At 33.6% G+C, this 23,810-nt stretch carries 19 protein-coding genes; 16 read left to right on the forward strand and 3 right to left on the reverse strand.

The genetic code is table 11. The annotated features are described in order from the left end of the window. Positions 1–66: 66 nt before the first annotated feature. The 7 genes from D1816_RS13735 (at position 67) to D1816_RS13765 (ending at position 13,354) form a co-directional block, all read left to right on the forward strand. Positions 67–1,020 (forward strand): tail fiber protein, encoded by a 954-nt coding sequence (locus tag D1816_RS13735; RefSeq protein WP_147405030.1) that lies wholly within the window; start codon positions 67–69, stop codon positions 1,018–1,020. 10 nt (positions 1,021–1,030) lie between these two features. Then, entirely contained in the window at positions 1,031–2,296 is a 1,266-nt protein-coding gene (locus tag D1816_RS13740; RefSeq protein WP_118503514.1) for a tail fiber protein, read from the forward strand. 3 nt (positions 2,297–2,299) lie between these two features. Then, the gene (pilV, locus tag D1816_RS13745) at positions 2,300–3,607 is read left to right on the forward strand and encodes a shufflon system plasmid conjugative transfer pilus tip adhesin PilV (RefSeq protein ID WP_118503516.1); all 1,308 of its coding nucleotides are present in this window, start codon (positions 2,300–2,302) and stop codon (positions 3,605–3,607) included. A 35-nt stretch (positions 3,608–3,642) separates the two neighbouring features. Then, the gene (locus D1816_RS13750; RefSeq protein ID WP_147405029.1) at positions 3,643–7,293 is read left to right on the forward strand and encodes a hypothetical protein; all 3,651 of its coding nucleotides are present in this window, start codon (positions 3,643–3,645) and stop codon (positions 7,291–7,293) included. A gap of 8 nt (positions 7,294–7,301) precedes the next feature. After that, entirely contained in the window at positions 7,302–11,021 is a 3,720-nt protein-coding gene (locus tag D1816_RS13755; RefSeq protein ID WP_118503520.1) for a DUF6443 domain-containing protein, read from the forward strand. 21 nt (positions 11,022–11,042) lie between these two features. After that, on the forward strand, positions 11,043–11,528 hold the full coding sequence (locus tag D1816_RS13760; RefSeq protein WP_118503522.1) for a hypothetical protein: 486 nt from the start codon (positions 11,043–11,045) through the stop codon (positions 11,526–11,528). A gap of 1,178 nt (positions 11,529–12,706) precedes the next feature. Further along, complete coding sequence (locus D1816_RS13765) at positions 12,707–13,354, forward strand: RNA polymerase sigma factor (protein WP_118503524.1); 648 nt, start codon at positions 12,707–12,709, stop codon at positions 13,352–13,354. Between the two features lie 66 nt (positions 13,355–13,420). On the opposite strand, the gene D1816_RS13770 is transcribed toward D1816_RS13765, so the two are convergent. Next, positions 13,421–13,657, reverse strand: a complete 237-nt coding sequence (locus D1816_RS13770; protein WP_066313305.1) for a hypothetical protein — start codon at positions 13,655–13,657, stop codon at positions 13,421–13,423. 264 nt (positions 13,658–13,921) lie between these two features. Here D1816_RS13770 and D1816_RS13775 point away from each other — a divergent pair, with 264 nt between their 5' ends. The 9 genes from D1816_RS13775 (at position 13,922) to D1816_RS13815 (ending at position 20,397) form a co-directional block, all read left to right on the forward strand. Continuing rightward, on the forward strand, positions 13,922–14,656 hold the full coding sequence (locus D1816_RS13775) for a hypothetical protein (RefSeq protein WP_147405028.1): 735 nt from the start codon (positions 13,922–13,924) through the stop codon (positions 14,654–14,656). Between the two features lie 28 nt (positions 14,657–14,684). Then, on the forward strand, positions 14,685–15,617 hold the full coding sequence (locus D1816_RS13780) for a hypothetical protein (protein ID WP_147405027.1): 933 nt from the start codon (positions 14,685–14,687) through the stop codon (positions 15,615–15,617). 7 nt (positions 15,618–15,624) lie between these two features. Next, positions 15,625–16,092 carry a hypothetical protein gene (locus D1816_RS13785; protein WP_118503530.1) on the forward strand — a complete coding sequence of 156 codons (468 nt, stop codon included), beginning with the start codon at positions 15,625–15,627 and terminating at the stop codon, positions 16,090–16,092. A gap of 58 nt (positions 16,093–16,150) precedes the next feature. After that, positions 16,151–17,389, forward strand: a complete 1,239-nt coding sequence (locus D1816_RS13790) for a hypothetical protein (RefSeq protein ID WP_118503532.1) — start codon at positions 16,151–16,153, stop codon at positions 17,387–17,389. Continuing rightward, complete coding sequence (locus tag D1816_RS13795) at positions 17,377–17,691, forward strand: hypothetical protein (protein ID WP_118503534.1); 315 nt, start codon at positions 17,377–17,379, stop codon at positions 17,689–17,691. Before D1816_RS13790 ends, D1816_RS13795 begins: the two co-directional genes overlap by 13 nt. After that, positions 17,688–18,152, forward strand: a complete 465-nt coding sequence (locus D1816_RS13800) for a type II secretion system protein J (protein ID WP_118503536.1) — start codon at positions 17,688–17,690, stop codon at positions 18,150–18,152. The genes D1816_RS13795 and D1816_RS13800 overlap by 4 nt, the downstream gene beginning before the upstream one ends. 2 nt (positions 18,153–18,154) lie before the next feature. Then, the gene (locus D1816_RS13805; protein ID WP_118503538.1) at positions 18,155–19,285 is read left to right on the forward strand and encodes a type II secretion system F family protein; all 1,131 of its coding nucleotides are present in this window, start codon (positions 18,155–18,157) and stop codon (positions 19,283–19,285) included. A 150-nt stretch (positions 19,286–19,435) separates the two neighbouring features. Beyond that, on the forward strand, positions 19,436–19,819 hold the full coding sequence (locus D1816_RS13810) for a hypothetical protein (protein ID WP_118503540.1): 384 nt from the start codon (positions 19,436–19,438) through the stop codon (positions 19,817–19,819). A gap of 32 nt (positions 19,820–19,851) precedes the next feature. After that, the gene (locus D1816_RS13815) at positions 19,852–20,397 is read left to right on the forward strand and encodes a hypothetical protein (RefSeq protein ID WP_066313318.1); all 546 of its coding nucleotides are present in this window, start codon (positions 19,852–19,854) and stop codon (positions 20,395–20,397) included. Between the two features lie 23 nt (positions 20,398–20,420). On the opposite strand, the gene D1816_RS13820 is transcribed toward D1816_RS13815, so the two are convergent. Continuing rightward, entirely contained in the window at positions 20,421–20,957 is a 537-nt protein-coding gene (locus D1816_RS13820; protein ID WP_066313326.1) for a pyridoxamine 5'-phosphate oxidase family protein, read from the reverse strand. Between the two features lie 271 nt (positions 20,958–21,228). Next, positions 21,229–23,793 carry a glycosyl hydrolase family 8 gene (locus D1816_RS13825; RefSeq protein WP_118503542.1) on the reverse strand — a complete coding sequence of 855 codons (2,565 nt, stop codon included), beginning with the start codon at positions 23,791–23,793 and terminating at the stop codon, positions 21,229–21,231. Positions 23,794–23,810 lie beyond the last annotated feature (17 nt).

Here is a 23,810-nt window from a genome sequence, read left to right on the forward strand (position 1 = left end):
CAAGGTAACATTTTACACACTTCTAACATAAAGTATATACAAATACTAAACACAAATTCTTCTTTTATGAAAAATTTATTTCTTTTATTAGCTCTAGTGGGCTGCCTACCCCTTGTTAATGCTCAAGACGAACAAATAAATGGCAATCTCCAAGTAAAATCCAACGGAATTATATCCGCTAATAGAGGAAGGTTAGGTTTTTCTCATTCGTGGACAGACTGGAATCACACGATCTACAACAATTATTTAAATATAGATAGTGAAGGTATTTGGGATGGTATGAAATTTAATGTTTATAAAGGCGCTAATTTTAGAGTTGGTCCGAATAAGGTTAGTGCTTTTTTCATTAATGAAAATGGTAATATCGGTGTTGGCACTACTAACCCCAAACAAAAATTAGAAATCTTTAATTCAACTGCCTTCAATACAAATATGAATGCGGAAGACCAGGATCATATTTCATTGATTTCGAATGACCCCGGAAATGGTGGTTTCTTCGGAGGAATTACATGGAAGACCGGAGAAAGGCGAAGAGCTGCTATAGCAGCTACCAGAGAACATACTGACTTAGATTATGTAGGGTTAGCATTTTTTACTAGAGGAACAGATGGGCCAGGTCCTATATACGAAAGTATGAGAATTACCCGATATGGTAATGTTGGTATAGGAACTACCACCCCTGACGCCAAACTCACAGTAAACGGTAATATCCATACCAAAGAAGTAAAAGTTGATCTAAGTATTCCTGCTCCTGATTATGTATTCAAAAAAGAGTACCATCTTCTAACTATTGAAGAAGTACAACAACACATCAAAGACAATGGGCATTTACCTAATATTCCTTCTGCAAAAGAAATGGGAAAAAATGGAGTAGAATTAGGAATCATGAATATGAAACTCTTAGAAAAAATAGAAGAGCTTACCCTCTACACCATTAATCAAGAAAAACAATTACATAGTCAAGAAGAACGCATCAAAGATTTAGAGGAAAAATTAACCCTTTTATTAAAGAGTAAATAAGAAAACTGTCATGAAAAAATCACTTTTTATATTATTTGTATCAATTTCAATTCATGTAAGTGCCCAAAACACTTTTCCTTCTTCGGGTAATGTTGGTGTTGGAACAATGACTCCATCTTCTACTCTTGAATTAAAAAAAGGAGGTCAAGGAATTAAATTTTTAACGGGCACTAATACTAGTGGATACTCTTTAAATATCGGAATAAATGATGATGGAATAAACTTTAAAAACAACTCTACCGTTCGAGGGTTTAATTTTATAAATGAACAAGGAAACCTCATAAGTATTTTACCAAATGGAAACTTTGGTATTGGAACTAATAATCCTAAAGCAAAACTCCAAATTTCTGGAAGGTCTAGTAATTGGGACGAAATAACTCAAGGATTATCAACAGGTACAATACATTTAGACCCTAACAATACCAGCAATCATTTTGGAAATGCTATAACATTTGGCGCTTCTGATACATCTAATAAAAATGCTCAAGCAGGTATCTATGTTAGAAGTGATGGTAACTACGGTACAAAGATGTATTTTTCTACAACAGATTCCTATGCTACTGGCTCTAAAACAGCTATGTCGATAGATCATAAAGGTAATATTGGTATTGGAACTGCTAATCCTTTGGCAAAATTTCATACAGAAGGTCAAGCCAGATTTGGTACTTCTGGTGTATTAACTGCCGATTGGACATACCAAACTAATTGGGGAGGTAGTTCAAACAAATGGGCTGGATACATAGGTTTTAATGCCTCTAGAAATAATGAAGATACCAAAGATCATTACAAAGGTACTAACAAATATACTTCTAAAGGTGTCTTTGAAGGATCAAACTACGGATTTAGATGGTTATACAGAAATCATAATAATCACGATTCTGATGAGCAACATCAACTTACCGAATTTATGCGTTTGGCTAATAACGGTAATTTAGGAATCGGAACTACCGCCCCAGACTCAAAACTTACTGTAAAAGGAAAAATACATGCCGAAGAGGTAAAAATAGATCTAAGCGTTCCTGCTCCTGATTATGTGTTCAAAAAAGAGTACCATCTTCTAACTATTGCAGAAGTACAACAACATATTGCTATCAAAGGGCATTTACCTAACATTCCTTCTGCAACAGAAATGGAAAAAAATGGTGTTGAATTAGGAATCATGAATATGAAACTCCTAGAAAAAATAGAAGAACTTACGCTCTATACTATTGATCAAGAACAACGCATCAAAGATTTAGAGGAGAAACTAACACTTTTACTACAAACTAAAGATTAAATAATGAAAAAAATAACCATATTAATTATTGTCTGTTTAAATTTTATTACAGTACAAGCTCAAATCACAGAACTGCCAGATGGTAATGTAGGTATAGGCACAACCGCTCCATCAGCAAAGTTTCATGTTAATGGAACTACAGCAATAGATAATTTATATAGCAATCATTCTAGCATACGTTTTGGGCATGATTTAAATGACCGAATTATTGCAGATAATTCTCCAAGTAAAATTTATGGAGGAGGGTATTTCTTACGTGTACATAATGAGGAAATTGGTCATAAATATGTTGATGTAATGATGCTTTCAGATGAAGGAAATGTAGGAATTGGAACAAAAAGTCCCTTAGGAAAACTACATATAAATGGAGAAACCTATATCGATAATGGGTGGATGCGAATAAAAGGTCAGAAAGGGTTATTTTTTCAAGATTATGGAGGTGGTTTTTACATGAAAGATGATTCATGGATACGTACTTATGGTAATAAGAATTTTTATCACAATACAGGTGTCATGAGGACCGATGGAATATTTCAAGTTGGTGGAAGCGGAGATAGGTTTATAGTTGATGCTATAGGAAAAGTTGGTATTGGTAATACCAGTCCTAAAGCTTCTCTTCATATTTCTTCCTCTGTTACATCATTATCTTCTACACAAAATATAGATGCAAACCTTATTATTGAAGGTAAAAGTAATGACAGAACGACTTCAAAAGGAGCCTCTTTAGGTTTTGTCATACCTGCAAATACAAATGGAAGTAACCTATGGCAACAAGGTAGAATACTGGTTACACCAGATAACACAAGAAATGCAAATGCAAGTGGAAGAATGCATCTACAAACCAGAGCTTTAAATAGTCAAGGAAATGCCTGGGAGTGGAAAAACAATCTAGTATTAAGATCGTCTGGAAACGTAGGCATTGGCACTACCGCCCCAGATTCAAAACTCACGGTAAAAGGAAAAATACATGCCGAAGAAGTAAAAATAGATTTAAGCGTTCCTGCACCGGATTATGTATTCAAAAAAGAGTATAACCTTCTATCTATAGCAGAAGTACAACAACACATCAAAGACAATGGGCATTTACCTAACATTCCTTCTGCAAAAGAAATGGAAAAGAACGGAGTAGAATTGGGTATAATGAATATGAAACTCTTAGAAAAAATTGAAGAGCTTACCCTCTACACTATTGATCAAGAAAAACGATTAAAAGATCAAGAAGCTGAAATACAAAATCTCAAGAGCGAAAAAATAGAGATGCAAAAATTATCAGAAAAAATAATATCGTTAGAAAAATTGATAAAATCATGAAGACAAAAGACATACAATCATTAAAAATGAAGCAAATGAAAAAAATAAAGTTTTTAATTGTATTTATTTATGTTTCACAATTGATCGCACAAGATACTCAATTTGATCTAACAAATTTTCAAGACCAAACCGTTCACGCATCTCCAACAGCATCCTCTTTAGGAAGTTACGGAGCCTCTCCTGTTAGTTTAGCAAATGGCACACCAAATATTACTGTACCAATTTGGAATTTAAGTGGCAGTTCTATCTCTACGTCAATTAATTTATCATACCGCCCAGGAGTTAAAATAGAACAACTTTCTGAGTATACAGGTATGGGTTGGAGTTTACAAGGAGGTGGTGTAATCACTAGAAAAATTGTAGGATCTCCAGATGGCGCTAATCAAATCAACAGGATTCAATATCATCCAGAGCGGGAAAATCCTTTGCCATATAATCATGCAGAAGATTCTGGCTTTTTAGACTGGGGAAGTGATATTTATAATTATAATTTTCCAGGGTATTCAGGTCAATTTGCGTTAAATGATGATCTTAGTATTTACTATTTGAAGGAATATCAAAACTGGAAATTTTCTTTCACAGAAAATGAAATAAAAATCATAGATCAAAACGGAACAATATATTTGTTTTCTGACAAAGAATACTCTTTAAATCCATATGATGATTCCGAAGGAAATTCAATGGGGCCTCAACCTGTTGTCGCATGGTATTTAACAAGTATTACATCTGCAACGGTAAATGAACGTATTGAATTTACTTATTATAATGAAAGTATTAATGATGCTGTCCCAAGACAGCGGCAATTGTTGCTGAAAATGCAAAATACTCTGGCGCCTACACAAAATACATCACAAATTAGGGATATCACTTTTCATGATGGTGTTTCATACCAAAGTAAGAAATTAGAAAGCATTATTTTATATAAAAATAATATTGCAACTAGCAAAGTTACTTTTGAAGCTACAACTTATAGGGACGATTTACAAAAATATGTGAACACTAATGTGAACGAAAATAATTTTGCTCTAAGCAAAATTTCAATTTTTAAAAATGCGCAAGATACCCAACCTATTAAGTATTTCGATTTTAACATTGCTTCAGGCTCACGTAAAAATCGTATTTATTTGTTTGGTATTCAAGAATTCTCAGGAGATGGCACTGCATCTAAAGCACCATATTCCTTTGATTATTATAATATTAATGATCTGCCAGATCGATTTTCTTTTCAGTCTGATTATTGGGGGTATTATAGCAAATATGGAGCTGAATATCCAGCACATCCTTCGTTCAAATGGTATGGAGATCCTAAGAAAACCAAAGTCCCCTCTTTTCCAGAAGCGCAATATGGGTCGTTGAAAAGAATTACTTTTCCAACAGGAGGCCTAAACGAATTTTCATACGAACTTAATGGTTATCATAAAACGATAACTAATACTGATTTATTAAGCTTAAAATTAGATTGGGCGGCTACTCATTGGAGAAACTCAAATAACCAAGCATCTAATCAAGAAACATTACAATTTACATTAGATCAATCTAAAACAATAAGTATCGATGCAACATTGCAGTATAGAGTCAATTTAACGACTACTGGATGGGGTACCGTGGCTTCTGAAGCTCAAGAACATCAAATTTCTATAGTTAACGTTAACAATCCAAATGTGCCCATATTTTTATTTAGCTTTGATGGTGAGGGGGATCCTGATGAAATAGATCAGGTTTTACACGGAGGAGATCCTAATATTGTTTATTTACCTCCAACATACACCGCTAATGGAACACAATCCATTACTATCGGAGGTTCTTTATACCAAGATTTAAAGATTAATCTACCTGCTGGCACATATCGAGCAATAATAAAAACACCATCCCCTACAAATAGTGATAATTTATTTGGAAAAATGTCAATAGATATCAAAGTTCCAAATGGATTTATTGATGCTGAGATACCTGTAAAAGGTATCCGAATAGCCAATCAAAAATTAATAGATACAGACGATGAAGTTTTAAAAGATATAGATTATAGCTACAAGGTACATGATGAAAATGGCAATGCTACAAATAAAAGTAGCGGACAAATGCCTGATCAACTCATCATACGGGCAGAGGCTATAAATTCTCAAGTAACGTATTATACTCTTCATGAAACTCTTAATTCTTGGCATGAACCAGGCGTACCAAGTAATAAAACATATAGAGACCCTATTAACTCGGCTAATATAGGTTTGTGTTATACAGAAAAATTTGGTAATGCAGGCAGTGAATATTTAGCAGACGTCTGTTTACAAACATATACTTTTTTGCGTGAAGCTGTATTCTATCGTAACTCAAAATTCGCAAACCATACAGATTTAGGATATAAAGAAGTACGAGTAGAAGAAGATGGTAACGGATTTACGCTACATAAATTTAATGCTTTAGATCATACAAAGGGGTATGACCTAAGAGGTTACTACGTTGCTAAAGCTACATATAAATATGTAAATGGTAATATAGTACTTGATGCTAACCCAGCAGGAAATTATAGTGGAGCTGGTACCGATGGACTTACAAACAGGAATTCTTATGCATGGCCATATATGGGTAATTCAATTACATCAACTTTATGGAAAATGCCAAAAGAGACACTAACATTTAAAAAGAATCCTGATACTTCGATTCCAGTACTTATTAAACAACAAAATTATGAGTATCAAAAAGTTGATCAGCCCAAGCTATATCAGATAGATATGCATACATACGCTGGGAATCTTTTTTATATTCATTTTGTTTCAGATATTTCAAACGATATATATAGATTAGCCAGCAGATCTAATAAAGATTATGATCAGGCAGGGGAAAACCCCATATCTACAACAACTGCTTATAAATACATACCTGGTTACTCTATACCCAATAAAATTTCTACGGTAGATAGTCAAGGTGGTACCCAAATAAAAAAGATTAAATATTCATTTGAATATGAAAATGCAGGTTTTGGCCCGAATTCTTCAATTAGCACAGATGACCTGTTTGATGCTAACATAATAGTACCTATTGAAGAACAGTTCTGGGAGCTAGAAGCTACCGTACCAAAATTATTGGGCGGCAGGCTAAATATATACGATAAGATATCTGCCTCTTCAAATCCAAGTAACCTATACAAGCCTATAGAAATATTGAATCTAGAAATTAGCACTATACCTAACAATACAGGAACAGCATTAATTGATGAGTACAATGAAAGTTATCATGGAGATAACTTAGACTGGTACAATGCAATATCTGGATATAAATATGATAATACTGGAGTTGACTTAACCTATGATCAAAATGGCAATCTTATACAGGTAACTCCAAAAGATGGGACACCAGTATCTTACATTTGGGGGTACAATCAACAATATCCAGTTGCCAAAATAGAAAATGCGTCCCGCGCACAGGTAGAAGCTTTATCTGGGTTTGGGGCTAATTTTCATACTGGAGTAAATGGTTTGTCAACTACTCAAGAAAATACCTTACGAACTAATTTACCCAATGCTATGATTACTACCTATACTTATAAACCATTGATTGGTATAACAAGTATGACCGACCCACGTGGCTATAACATGACTTATCATTATGACAAATTAAATCGCCTAGAGTTTGTAAAAGATCAAAATGGGCATTTAGTATCAGAAAACAAGTATAACTACAAAAACTAATCAAGACCATGAGAAAAATAGCAAAATATATCACGGTTGCCTTACTTTTTGTAGGTATTGCTGTGCAAGCTCAAACTCAAGCCAACATTGTAAAACAGGGAGATTATACCGTCACAGGAAATGAGCCTCCACTTATAGCAACACAAAGTATCACTTTAAAACCCAATTCCTGGATCAAATCAGGGAGTAACTTTTCTGCAGTTATTGCTCCGAATGCCTATTTACCAATAAACTTAAGTAATTCGGAAAATTATGTCTTTACTAGAGTGTATCAAGAAGCAATGACATCTGCTTCCTCAATATCAAACAATAGTGATGTGATCGATAATATTACTTATTTTGATGGATTGGGTAGGCCAAAACAACAAATAGGTATGCGTGCCTCTCCCGATTTACAGGATATCGTAACACACATCAAGTATGATAAATATGGAAGACTAGACAAAGAATATTTACCTTATGTATCTTCTGAAACTGTAGGAAGCTATAAAGAAGTTAATGTCGGATATGATATTAATCGTTATTATCAAAATAAATATCCAGATGATTTTACAGGTATGGCACTTTATGAGGTCAATGCCAATTCTCAAAGTATTTATGAGCCTTCACCTTTAAATCGAGTATTAGAGCGAGGCGCACCAGGTAAAGACTGGAAAGCTGACTCTGGTAGTGATGCAGATCATACTATTAAATTTGATAGGAATAGTAATGTTGTTAATGAAGTGATTTATTTTAAAGTGAGTTTTCCTACAGAAAACCGAGAGGCCCCTACACTAACAAAGTATGGGTATTATAGTATTAATCAACTCTATATCACCACTACCAAAGATGAGAATTGGACATCGGGTAACAATCACACTACCAAAGAATATAAAGATAAACAAGGGCGTGTAGTCTTAAAAAGAACGTATAATAATAATATCGCTCATGACACCTACTATGTCTATGATGATTTTGGCAATTTGACCTATGTGATCCCTCCAAAAGTAACTTTAAGTGCTACTGATGGAGTATCAGATACCGAACTTTCCGAACTATGCTATCAATACAAATATGACTATAGAAATCGTTTAATCGAAAAGAAAATACCAGGCAAAGGTTGGGAGTATATCATATACAATCGGCTGAATCAAGTCGTAATGACCCAAGACGCTAATATGAAATCAAATAATTATTGGTTATTTACAAAGTATGACGCAATAGGTAGGGTTGCCTATACTGGTAAGCTTACAGATAGCAGAGATCGCAAAACTATACAGAATGAAGTCAATGCCTATACTGGTGCACTTTGGGTAGAACGTAGTAGTGCTCTCATGATTGGTGGCGTTAAGATGTATTATAATGATGGTAGTTACCCGAACGCACAAAATGCCGAAGTGCTTACTGTGAATTACTTTGATGATTTTGGGTTTTTAGCCAGTGAAGATTCATTCTTTAACAATCCCAATGTAGTATTTGGACAGACTATTGATAATCGCACCAAATCCTTAGCGACAGGGAACAAGGTCAAAGTTTTAGGTACAGTCCATTGGGTTACTAGTGCAACGTATTACGATAGCAAGGGGCGACCGATCTATATTGCTACACAAAATAGCTACCTTAACACTAGTGATATTGTAGAAACCAAATTGGACTTTGTAGGGAAACCTATAAAAACAAGGACAACCCATATAAAAGGTAATAATACTCCTATTGTTGCGGAAGATACCTTCACCTACGATCATATGAGCAGGGCTTTAAAGCAAGTTCAGAATATAGGTGGGCAAGAAGAGACCATTGTGGAGAGTAGTTACGATGAACTTGGGCAACTAGAATCCAAAACCGTGGGTGGTGGCCTGCAAACAGTAGATTACAAACGTAATATACGAGGTTGGACAACACAGATCAACGACCCTAACAATTTAGGTAATGATTTATTTGTTTTTAAATTATCATACGGACGACCCGCATATGGAGCAACTGCATTGTACAATGGGGATATATCAGAAACAGAATGGAGAACAGCAAGTGATAATATACTACGATGGAATACATACCAGTTTGATGCATTGGGTAGACTATTAGATGCCAATAGCAGTAATAATCGATATGATGTATCAAATATTACCTATAACAAAAACGGTGGTATCTTATCCATTACTCGAAATGGTTGGCAGAATAGTAGCAACTATACAAATCTGGATGTGCTATCCTTTACCTATGACAATGGTAATAAACAAATCGCTGTTAATGACATAGGAAATAAAACCCATGGTTTTAGGGACGGTAATAACTCGGAAGTTGATTATGAGTATGACTTGAATGGAAACAGGATTGTTGATCGTAATAAAGGGGTATCAAGTATCACATACAATCACCTGAATCTCCCACAAACTATTGCGGCCAGTACTGTTGTAGAGCAAAGATCTGTCAATGGGAATATACAGTATGTATATGATGCCAACGCCAATAAGTTACAAAAAACCGTTACCAATAATGGTAATACTGTTACTACAGATTATAGTGGTAACTATATCTATGAAAATAGTGTGTTAAAATCTATTACACATCCAGAAGGATATATAGAGCCAGAAAATGACGGTACATTCAACTTTGTGTACCAATTTAAAGATAATGTAGAAAACGTGAGGTTATCATATTCAGACCGTGATGGGGATGGAAAAATAGATGTAGTCCGAAATAATTTAGATGTTGACGGGGATGGTGACAATAACCAGGAAATACTAGAAGAAAACAATTACTATCCATTCGGCGGAAAGCACCAAGGATATAATACATTGATTGGTAGTACCAACCCTGCGTTACGTTTTAAGTTTAGTAACAAAGAACTAGTAGAAGAACTGGCACTGGGTATCTATGATTACGGTGCTAGGCAATATGATCCATTTGGAGTTACCTGGTGGGGCATTGATCCATTAGCCGACCAGTTTACAGAATGGAGTCCATATGTATATAGTTACAATAGTCCTATATTGTTCTATGATCCTGATGGTATGGCTCCTAACTGTTGTGAACCAGAACTACCAAAGTTCTTAGATAATTTTTTCGGATATTTGGAGCGAACTGTAGGTCCTGCAATTAATGAAGGTGGTGAGAAACTAGGTAATTTTATTGCAGATTTTCATCCCGGTGTAAGTGCTTTAAGAACAGTCCAAGGTGTAGAATCTGGAGAAATAGGTGCAGGAGGTGTTGCATTAGAAATAGCATCCTCGCTTCCTGTTACAAAATGGCTTAAATTTGGTGATGAAGCCTTAGATGTTGCATCGATCATTGCTAAAAATGGTGATGAAGCAGCGGAGGCTACACAAACTGTTGCTAAAAATGTTGATGAAGCAAAAAGTTTAACTGATTCGGGTGGAGCTTATGGACGATTTGATAATATTAAAGATACAAAAACCGGTAAAAATATAACAGAGAAAAATCACATTCCTACAACAAAGTCATATGATTTAGCTGGATTTAACGTTTCTAAATATATTGGTAGTGCTCATATTATGAAAAAAGCAGATCATAGAGCATTTATAACAACAGGAAGTAGTAAAGCAGCTAAAGCGTTTAGAAATCTCGAAGGTAAATTATTAGGTGATGGGAAATTCCTAGAAGCTTTTGATTTAAATGCTGCCGCAATACGCAAACAATTTGGAAACAAATATGATGAAGGTTTAAAACAGGCTAGAGAGCATTATGTTAATGAAGTAATTCCTAAATTAAGTCAACAGGCGCAATAATTCTATATAAATAAAATAAATATGTTAATAGTTCCATTCATAAAAGTAGGTGAATTTAATTTTGAAGATGATTATAATACTATAAAGAACAGTATAAAATTAAACTTTAAAGAAGATATTTTAGAGGTAATAAATAAAAAATATCCAAGAATTTATATTGAAGATTTAGACTTGATGATTAACTTTAATGAAGATTTTAAATCTGTTAGATTTTTTGAATTCTTTAAAGACGCACAAGAATTAATCTATAAAGATATTAATATTATATCCGAATCATACAAAGCGATAAAAAAAATTATCCAAGAAAGTGATCCTAATGTAATCGTAAATGAATCTGGCTTAGAAACAGAAACTTTAGGAATTAAAATAGCAAGAGCCTCAAAAGAAAGAGGTTATTCCGATGAGATTGAATCTGTTCTAATAGGTAGTAAAGATTACATTTCTGAAGAAGAAATAGATTTAAATGATCTATATAAGTCAATTACTGGAGAAGATTACCCTACTTGATGAATAATACACGCCTGAATCCCCCGCTCGCGCTCGAGTCCTTTCGAGTGCCGTTAGAGCCCCTGCTGCCGCTAGAGTGATCGCTACCGCTAGAATCCTTTCTAGTGGCGTAATGAGTGAGAGGTACGAGTAAGAACATAATAACTGGATAGCTCGGATATGATAGTGCAGAAATGTTTTTCGTGTCAGTATGAGTAACCTCGACAGCACGGATTTGCAATCCGTGCCAGTATGAGTAAGTAAAGCCGTAACAATAAAAAGTTGCGGCTTTTATATTGTTATTTTAGAAATAGTATTAAAAATCATAGTTTTAAATATATTTTAGAATAGAAAACACGGATTGCAAATCCACGTTATCGCATTATTGGTATCAAATACGGAATGTTTAACTCAAAAGACCATCTGATGGGCCAAAAAGGCCTTCGGTTTAAGGCAAGCGATACAATTTTTGACTCGATCGGCTCAACATTCAAGAGTCAACGTCTAATTTTTAAGAAGATGTGTTGAAATTTTGGTTTTCTTATCTCAATTTTAGACTCATCATACTCAAATTTTCGTCAAAATGGCCTAACAGAAGGTCAAAAAGGTCCATCACTCACATAGGTAAATTCAAAGTTAAGCTTATGAAGCCTAAAATTGAGCAGTTATGACCCAAAAACAACCAGATAGCGTAGATTAGATAGCATGGACTTATTTTCCACACCAAGTATGAGTGAATATAAACATAAACGCTCCAAAAGATAAAACTAGAGAACACTTTTACACGTTTCAAGTCACTTTAACCATTATTCGTTTTCTATTTTAGTTAACCATACATACATTATTAATATACATAATTATAAAACTCCTTAAAGAGATCATAAAAGTATTCAACCACTATTAACAACCATACAACATCTTGAATTACAGTTTTTTAAAATAAAATGCTAATTAAGTTCTTAAACCCGTATTCGGGGAAAACAGGTTAATATCATTTGTGTTTGAGCTATATATTGGACTAAATTGCAACCAAAATCGAAATAAATGTCAGGGAAAAGAAAGAGCTACTTTAAGAAACTATAGCAGCCTAAAAATAAATTTTCTAGGATTATAAATGATCTGTTTTTTACACCACTGCTTTTATTAATGTTTGAACTCATTAAAACAACAAAATTGTTAACGGTTATAAATACTTCTATATGAAAAATGACAAAAATGCTATGATAATAGAAGGTATCTCAAAGGGAGATGAATTAATTCTAACAGATTTCTATCAACAAAACATTCCTTATGTCAGAAGTTATGTTATTCAAAATTCAGGATGTGAAGAAGATGTTGAAGATGTATTTCAGGATGCACTATTACTTATTTATCAAAAATTACAAAAAGGATCCTTAGAGATTAGATGTACTGTATTAACTTATTTTTTAGGAGTTTGTAAAAATCTATGGAGGAATCGACTACGTAAAAAAAAGAAACTTGTTTTAAACACTGAACTTATAGAAATTCAAGATCACTCTATTAATGATTCTCTTTTAAACAATATAATTAATAAAGAACAACAGAATCTATATCAAAAACATTTTCTAAAACTAGATGAATCTAACAAAAGGGTGCTAACTCTTTTTTTTGAAGGGAAAAGCATGAGAGAAATCGCAGCTTTAATGGGATATTCAGAAGGGTATACTCGAAAAAAGAAATTTGAAGCAAAAAAACTATTATTGGAAATGATAGAACAGGACCCTATCTATTTTGAGTTTAAAAATCAAGCTTCTACAGAGAACATCCTATCTTTTCGATCTAATAATACTCCCGAAATGAATTTTGCGCTAAGTATGAGTAAGTAGTTATTAACATAATTAATTATCTTTTTAAAAAAAACTAGAGAACACTTTCGCACATTTCAGGTTACTTTACTCATTATTGGTTTTCCATTTTAGATAACCACGCACCATCAATAAACAATTAATTGCATGCATAAATGCAAGAAACCATAACGAGGTCATAACACATATGATTGCCGCCAATAATTGACCTATAGCCATAAACGAATATCCTTTTAGGTGTTTTCGGTTTAGTAATTCAAAGGCAATCAGGATTAGGATTGCTGATATAACTTCGATGATAGTTTTTGTAAATTCTATAGACATTGATCGTTTGGTATAGATTAAGAACTGCTAAAGTAAAGCAATCCTTATAAATGCATTTGCTTTAGTGGTTACACTATAAAAAACAAACCGCATGATATCTGTATAATTTTGTACCTTGCTCATGTCTTCCCAACATATTTTCAACTTTTTAAAATCTTTTTTAGGGTAACATTTTATACCCAAAAGACACTAATAATAAACAACGCCCTACTGGGATAATTAGCATGCTTCTATTATCTTTGGCCGTTAATTGTATTGAAACCAATGAGCTACAAAAAATACATGGTACTGCTAGCAGTATTAATTACTATTACATCATGTCATAGTATTAAAGTAAATAAATCGGCAATGCGCACTGCCACCTCGACTCTTGTTGCATTAGGAGTGATTGGGATGCAGCAAGGTACAATACTACATTCTGATTTTAAAGAAACTGCTTTACCAACCTATGCTAAGCCTATTCGAGTCGGGGTGACTGCAACCACTTTTGATAAAACTACGTTTAAGACATATACTCAAATTGCAAAAGATAATAAACAGGGCATTACCTATATTGATTCTGTTAAAACAAAACCCATATTTATTACCCTAGAGCTATTAGATAGAGTAAGCTTACTTTCAGCATTACAAAAAGAAGAAAATGAGCAAACCATTCAATACGTAAAAAATCAAAAAGATGCAGGTATTGTATCTGCCGTTTCGCTAGCATTACCTAATCAGCAAGTTAAAGAAATTACAGCTGCAGAAGCTGTCTTTTTAGTCAATACCAAATACAAACAATACCAACTTTCTTTGGTTCGCGATGGCAAGTCTTATAAAACTATAGATTTTGGATCAGCAACAGTTTTTGCATACCAACTATCGTATTTTTGTTGGGGTGCCAATGGCAAACGAAAAATAGTGTTATCGGATATTGTAGATGAAACTTCATCATGTCCAAAAAGCACCTATCGTGATGTTGGTAAAGCAAAAGAAAAAATGGATTATTTTAAGCTATAATTTCATAAATGAGATTTTAAATAGTACTATGAAAAAGCACATTATATATACGCTATTAAGTATCACAATACTATCATCAGGTTGTGAAGAAGCTTTTATAGAAAAAGATCTTGCCGAAGAAACCATTACGATCATTGCGCCAAAAGATGGCGCGCAAATAGAAGCTACAGCGATAAACTTTAATTGGGATGCTGTAGATCAAGCAACTGGATATCGTTTGCAAATTGCTCGTCCTAATTTTGAAAACGCAGCCCAGATTGTAGAAGATACAGTTGTAACGGGAACACAATTTAGTGTAAACTTAGTCAAAAACACCTATGAGTGGCGAGTGCGTGCACAAAACTCTGGAACAGCTACCCCATATGTAGCAGCAGGATTTACAGTAGCAGAACCTACCGATTTCTCTTCTAGACAAGTGTTATTAGTATCCCCAGCAAATCAAATTTTTACTAATGAGCCAGAAATTACGATGCAGTGGCAAGTAGTAGAAGGAGCAGATTCGTATAGAGTACAATTGCTTAATGCCAGTGATGAAGTACTACAAGAAGAAACACCAAGTACAACATCGGTGACCTTAACATTTCCCGAGGGTGCTACAAGATGGCAAGTACGTGCAGAGAATGCGACTCAAAACACATTGTATACTACAAGATCGCTTACCATAGATACTATGAATCCAAATGTTCCTACAGCTACTGCCCCAGCAAATAATGCTACAATAACAGGTACTGCAGTGAGTTTTACATGGACAAGAGCCGCAGTAGCTGGTTCTGAAGAGATAGATACTATTTTTATCTATGAAGATGAGGCCTTAACACAACTTGTAATAGAGAAAGAGGCAACCTCTCCAGAAGAAATCACTCTAGAAGCTAACAAGACCTATTATTGGTTCTTAAAAGCTTCTGATCAAGCAAATAATGAAAGTGCTGTAAGTACTACTTTTACATTTTCTATAAACTAAAGTATATATGCTAAAAGGCAAAAAAGGTTTATATATATTATTACCATTAGTGGTCTTTATTTGGGGAGCAATTATCTTTCAGATTACAGATGCGTTTACCGATGATGATCCCGAAATTGCCAACATTGGTCCTATTGCTTTTTCTAAAATTGAAAGTAAAGAGAGGGATCGTTTCTCGATAAGTGATGTAACTCGAGACCCTTTTTTAGGGACTGCATATAAACCTAAAAAAGAACCTGTTAAAAAAGTGGTTAAGGTTAAAAAAACAGTAATCAACTGGCCATCTATTCGGTATAAAGGAGTAGTCACAGGAGGCAATGGTGCCACCGCTATTTATCTAGTAGAAATTAATGGTACCGATCAATTAATGAAACGCAAAGATGTTATTTCTGAAGTTAAACTAACCAAAGGAAATTCATCTTGGGTACAATTACAGTACAAAGGAAAAATAAAGCGTTTTGAGATCTTAAAATAAAGCGCATGTCTATAAATCCAAACTTATAAAAGCACTCTTTAAAATAAAAGCGCAAGCAATGCAATTTGCTTTATTAATCTCGGTACTTGTTGCCCTGTTGCTAAGTGCTTTTTTATTGCTTACCCATGTGCAATCATTCTTTACTATAAAAACTCAGGAAATATTACAGACTTCAGCATTAACAAATCAGCAGATTTTTAAATCCCTTCCTGAAAGAATTACAACAAAAGATACGATTGTAACCACTGAAGGTGATAAACAACAAAAGCTATTTACTAATTATCATGGCGCTTGGACCAAAGTATTTTCACAAATTGAAACGCATCATCAAAAAATCAAGAAAACGGCATTGATCGGATCTACTTTTGATCAAAAATCACCTAATCTATATCTTGCAAACACAAACTCTCCATTAGTGATAGTTGGTGATACTAGATTAGAGGGCAACAGCTATTTACCCAAACAAGGTGTAAAAGCTGGTAATATTTCTGGAAACTACTATCAAGGATCTAGTTTATACTACGGTCGCGTTATCGAAAGCGAAGCAACACTACCCAAAGTAGATCAGCAATGGATATCGTATCTAGAAAGACTTTCTAACGGGTCATTATTAAATGAAGAACACAGTATTTCATTAAAAAAAGAGCTTAAACATACTTTTTACAAACAGGGTCAAAATATCTCTAGCCCATCCACTATTATTTTGGGAGATGAAGATATTGCAGGAAACATAACCATACAATCGGCTATACAAATCATTGTGCATTCGACCGCTAAATTAGAAGGTGTGATTCTTATTGCACCCAGTATTATAATTAAGGACAATGTAAAAGGAAATTTACAGGCCATTGCAACCAAAAAAATAACCGTTGGCAAAGGCTGTTACCTCTCTTACCCTTCTGCCCTAATACTTTTTGATCAAAATAAGATAAAAAATACTACAGAAGGAACTACATCACAAAACAAAGAGCCAGACTTTACTATTAGCAAAAATACGCTGATTGAAGGTTCGGTAGTCTATCTAAAAAAACAAAAAGATACACAAAACCGAATCAAAACCCACCTTAAAACAGAGCTTGGTACCGAAATTATCGGCGAAGTATATTGTGAGGGCAATATAGATTTTCAAGGTATTGTGCGAGGCTCTGTATACACCAGACAATTTATTGCCAATCAATCCGGATCGATTTACTTAAACCATATATACAACGGTAAAATATTAAATAACCCAATACCAAATTATGCAGGATTGCCATTTATAAACTCGAAAAATAGTGTTGCAAAATGGTTGTATTAAAAAAAATAAAAGCCGCTACCCTTATCGAAACATTAACAGCTTCGGTATTGATTATTATTGTATTTATGATAGCCAGCCTAAGTTTCAATAATATTTTTAACAATCATGTAAAAAGAGATACTAGCAGTATAGATAATCGTATTAAAGAATTAGAATACTTAGTACTTCATGAGCAACTTAAAATACCTTATTCTGAAGATTTTGCAGGATGGGATATTTATATCAACTCGAAAAATAACATTATCAATCTAACCTATACCAAAGAAGGAAAAGAGAATAATAAAGTATTATATCCTAAATGAGAATTGTAAATCAAAAAATAAAAGCATTTACACTAACCGAAGTAATGGTAGTTCTTGTGATCTCTGCTATTGTTGCTGGGCTAGCTTTTTCTGTTTTAGGTATTGTACAGCGCAATATGAGAAGTATCGAAAATAACTATGCTTATCAATCAGAATTACAATCTCTAGAAGTGGCCCTTACCATAGACTTTAATAAATTTACGGATATACAATGGAATGCCAGAGAAGATCAACTAGAACTATCCTCTCCTATCGACCAAAGGGTATATAAATTCACAAATGATAGTATTGTCACTTTGGTAGATAATTATCCAGTACAATTAAAAAAGAAAGTTTTTTTCTTTGAAGGACAGCAGGTAAACTCTGGAAGAATTGATGCTATAAAGCTTACTTTTGATAAGACAACAGATTTACATCGTATTTTTGTGTATAAACACAACGATCCTACAATACATTTTTAATTATGGGGATTAAAATTGCAAATACTAAAAAGCAAAAACAGAATCAAAGTTCTTTTGATATCTCTTCGGTATTAACCAAAGAGATCACTTTATTTGGTAATGCTTTTAATAGCAAAAAGAAAGAGCAATGGTATGCAGAGCTAAGTGTGCTGCAAAAATCTGGGATAGATCTTAAAAGTGGGTTAGAATTATTATCAGAAACCCAGAAAAAAGAAAAAGACCGAGTATTAATGTCTACAATGACACAACAACTAATAGATGGTAGTTCTTTTTCTGACATCTTAAAAAATAACTCGAGTTTTTCAGATTATGAATATTATGCCATCAAGATCGGAGAACAAACTGGACAATTAGCTCAGATTTCTTTAGAGCTTAGTGAATTTTATAAGCGCAAGAATGATTTAAGAAGAGAAATTGTTGCCGCACTTACCTACCCAATTATCGTATTATGCACAGCACTTTTGGTAATCTTTTTTATGTTGCGATACGTCGTACCTATGTTTGTAGATATATTTAAGCAGAATAATGTTGACCTTCCTAATATTACGAAAGCAATTATTAATTTCTCAAACTTTATGGGTGAATATGGAATACTACTATTAGGTATTTTTACTATAGGTATTGTACTATTAGCTTTTATATCAAAAAAAACATGGTACCGTAAATTTATTGGAAAAATGCAGCTTAAGATTCCAATTTTAGGAAACTATTTCAGGAAAATATATATGGCTCAATTCACGCAAGCTTTATCATTATTAACGTCGGCTAAAGTCCCTATGGTAGATAGTATCGATCTGGTAAAAAATATGATTAATTTTTACCCTCTACAGGAAGGATTGCAAAATACAAATGATGCCGTTATTGCGGGCGGTAAATTAAGTACTTCATTTGCACAAAATCCAGTGTTCGACAAAAAAATGATTGCTATGATTCGTGTAGCAGAAGAAACAAATCAAACAGAATTTATTTTTCAAAAATTAAATGAGCAGTATAACCAACAGGTAAAACATCAGTCTCAAGTTATATCTAATGTACTTAACCCCTTGTTAACTATTATTGTTGGTATTATTGTTGGAGTGATTCTGATTGCCATGTATTTACCTATGTTTAGATTAAGTAGCGTTATTGGGTAATTCATGGTTTGTAAATACTTTTTGTACCTACTTTGTTGTAATTGGGGTGTTATCCCCTGTGGTGAAAAAGAATAAAATACTTACATTTACTCGTCAAGTATAATAGCCCAACTTAGGAAATTCGTCAAAATATATATAAACACAAAAACAATGAAAAACATCAATCCAAATACTATTCTTCAAATTGTTGCTCTTTTGTTTTTAGTCATTATTGGTTATATGACATTTAATTCTGGTTCTAATTGGAAAATTATAAAATCTGAATTAGATAGGGCTAGAGAAGAACTAAAGACCTCAAAAGAAACTTTGGTTAGTACAAAGTCTGATTTAGAAAAGTTCAAGAAAGAATTTGAAAAAATGAGACTTCAAAAAGATCTACTTATTCATAAACGTGATTCTTTAATATTTGATTTCCAAAAGAAAAATGCAAAAGACTGGGAAGAATTACAACGTATAAAAGACTCTATAAAAATCAATAACGATCAACTAGCCGAAGACAAAGCATTAATTAAAAATGCACTAGGTATAAACTAAGTCAATCAATTATTTTCTATTCACACAAAATCATGAAAAATTTATTATTATTCCTTTTGACGCTAACCGTTTCTTTTTCTTATAGTCAGGATACTACTTCTTCTAAAATCATTGAAATCCCAGAATCATATGCCGACAGACAAGGGGAACCATTTTTAGTAAAAAGAGATAGCTTGTATGTATTTCGTACTCCAGATATTTATCTTGTAAACAAGAAAACTTTTCTGGCGTTTAAAAATGTATTTACTAGCACATTGGATCAAGATAAAATGACGCAGTCGCTAATCGAAAAATACTCTCAAACGCTAAGTAGAAATATAGACCTCGAACGTAAACTAAAAATAAACTTTAAAGCGTCTGATAGTCTTGATCTACAGGTTTACAAAAGAACCCAAGAAACACTGGCGAATACGCAAAGAGCATTAGATTATACTATTAATAGTCTTGAAAAAGCAAGCAATAGTCTTGAAATAGTTGAAAAAAACACCAAGCGACAACGCAGAAAAAGCGCTTTTGAAAAGATCTTATTTGCAATTGGTGGTATTGGTATTGGTGTAATCGTTGGAGTTACTTTATAACTATGAATCAAAAAATACTGTAACTAGATACCTGTTTCAAAATTATCTATGCTACGGCTATTTCTTTCTTGGTGATATTCTTTTATACGATCCTTGCCTTGTTTTTCTGCCCAAGTTCTAAGGACAGTACGTTCTTCTTTATAATCCATAAAGGGCACTGCAAACCCACAAGAAGTTTGCACAGTATCAACATGCATTTCTATAATTTGCCGTGAACCTGGAGTTTCAGGAAACAACGAAATATACTTGTGATATTCTTGATCTCTATCATGATAGATTTTAGAAGAACCATATAGTCTTAAAATCAAAGGCTTTCCTTCAAAAGCACAAAACATAATGGTCATTCTATCATTTTTTAATAGATGAGCAGCTGTTTCATTACCACTTCCGGTAAGATTGAGCCAAACAACTTTATTACCATTTAAAACACGTAAAGTATCCATTCCTTTAGGAGAAATATTTACTCTCCCTTCTTGTGCAGCTGTACCCACAAAGAAGATTTTTTGATTTTGAATAAACTCTTTTAACGCTACAGATATTTCGGTTAATATTTTTGCCATTTTTCTTGATTTAATGGTAAAACTTGTAATTACAAAGAAGTCTTTCAAAAATAAGATATCAATTTAACCTAACCACAGTAAAACCAGATTTTATCAAACCTTATTATAGCATTTCTGCATTAAGTTTTCCTCTTATGTGCTATGTAATTAAAACCTTTTTAGAGGTACCATACGTATTATTTAAAGAAAAAACCTTTACAAATAATTATTTGCAAAGGTTTATACACTCAATAATTCCCCTTTTGATTATTAACTATTTAAATTTATTGAGCTATCGATTTATTATAATCTTTTTCCTGGTTATCTCTTTCTTTGAGGAGTTTCTGATCTCAAGTATATATGCCCCCGGGGATAATTCAGTTAGATCTAATCGAAATCCGTTTTGTATATCTTTTGCATATACGCTTGAAACTGTTTTTCCTGAAAAATCTACGATATTAATTTCTAGATTATCACCTTTATTATTGTCAAAAACGTCTACAAAACTAGTTGCGGGATTCGGTACCAATACAATATTTGTCTGATTTTTGACATTCTTACTATTGTCACACTCGGGAGCTGTTGAAGAAGCGCTAAAATATAATACAAACCCCTCTGTTTTTGATACCATCACAAAATCTCCCTGATTTACTGTTACCCAATAACTTCCATCCAATTCAGGAATTCCGGTTCCGGACAATGTAATTTCTGGTTGTGCTGAATTAAAGTTTTGTACGATCTTTGGCAAGAAATTGTTCCACCAACTAGGAATACCATTGTTGGTATTCATAGAAAATTGATATATCCCGTTATTTGCGAGATCCCAATTAACAGTAAAGTTTGTTACATTATCTAGATTAGGACCTCCATTACCCAATACATAAATATTTTTAAAATCTGAATGTAATGATGATAAAGGTGTACTAATAGGTGTTCCAAAATTACAAGTTGGATTATCACCCGTAATTGTAATTGTTTTTTCTGCTATTGCAGTCTTTCCCGCTTGGTTAGTTACTGTTAATCTGGCTACCACCTGCCCCACTTCTGTATAGGTAGTAGTTGACCTTACAGTAGTTGCTGTTTGTCCGTTTCCAAAATCCCAACTATAACTCAAAGTTCCTCCATCTGGATTTGAAGAAGTCGAAGCATCAAAATCAACTTCTAACGGTGCTATACCAGAATCAACGCTTACAGTAAAATTAGCTACAGGAATAGCATTGTCGGTTACCGATATCGTCATACTCTTAGTTGCTTCTTTACTGCCATCACTTACTACCAATGTAGCTTCATAATTTCCAGCAGTAGCATACTCATGTGTAATTATCATTCCTGTTCCAATTTGTCCATCACCAAAATTCCAAGTATATGATAATTGGTCCCCATCAGGATCAGAAGAGGTAGATGCATCAAAGTTTATTGTAATTGGTGCTATACCACCTGAAATATTAGTAGAGAAGTTTGCAATTGGGCTTTGATTTCCGGTTTCATCGGGTTTAAAGATTTTATAAGCACCAGCTACATGCATAAAGCTCATCATATACAATAAACCATCATAGTATCTATATGTTCCCGACGGAATAGACATTTCAAAAAGCTCATCTACAAAAGGCCAAACTTTTGCATCACCTAATGCCAATGATCCTACTGCATTGCAAGCTACAAGTCCGGCATTGTGATCAGAATTTCGAGGTGTTATCCCGTCCAAAGTCCATAAACCAGGATAATTTGGTTTGTCTTTAAAAAAATCTATTTGCTTATCTATTAATGGTTGTATATCGTTTTTGTTTTTTTGAAACCATGCAAAATCAAACCCCATATTCATAATATTTCTCCAAGCATCAAATTCGAAATTAGCATGGGTACCTACAGCTTTCGGAGTACCATCAAATTCTGAATAATCGGGCATCAATCCGGTGACAGGGTGCGCTGCTCTTGGTAAAAGATACGTTCTACTAATTTCTGCCATTTCTGACCATAATTGATTATTATTATCAGCATAAAGTGCCCAAATATCATAAAATGCAGGTAAATGATAAGATGGATCAGTATATGTAGCAGAATCTCCGCATATTCCAAAAACAACCTGTTTTTGATTAGTATCGATTAAGTTGGTTGGACATTGACCACTATCGGCACTAGGTTTATTAAGCATACTTTTCAAAATATAATTTGCTTGTCCTTCATAATCAAAAACATCTCTCTCTGGATCAAAACCATCTGCTGATTGTATACTCCCCCATCTGGCATGAGCAAAAAATAGTGCCGTCACAAAATACTCTTCTCCATCTGGTGCAGAGTTTTGATCAATCATTGAAAAGGTATCGCTAGTTAACTGCCAAGAAAATAATCCATCTCTTGAGGTTCCAGGTTTATGTTGACTATACTGTTTTGCAAATTTCCATAATTTGTCGAAATACTCTTTTTTATCAAGTTGAACGCAAATCATCATTCCATAGGACATCCCCTCTGATCGAATATCGTTATTTCCTGTATCTAAAATGTAAGCCATATCGGTATCGACTTCATAATACAGTTTTTCGGTATTTACATTTCCGTTAACAAAATATTGTTCCCAGATTTGATTTAATTTAAGGTCTACAGCTTCATTGCTTTTTCCGGATTCTACAAACATATTTCGATAAACATCGGTCTCAAAAGAAGGTTGATCCGGAATAACAGGCGCAGGCCTATTCATTTTTAATTTATCATTCTTTTCTTTTTCATACTTTTTACTAGGTTCTTGAATTTGAATTAGTGGTTTTTCTTGTGCTGAGTAATCACTAGAATACGCACTTAATGTACTATTAAATAAGAAGCACAATAGTACTAATAGATAGGTTTTTAGGTGTTTTTTCATGATTTGTGTTAATTTAT

Source organism: Aquimarina sp. AD10 (assembly GCF_003443715.1).
GTDB classification, from domain to species: Bacteria; Bacteroidota; Bacteroidia; order Flavobacteriales; family Flavobacteriaceae; genus Aquimarina; species Aquimarina aggregata.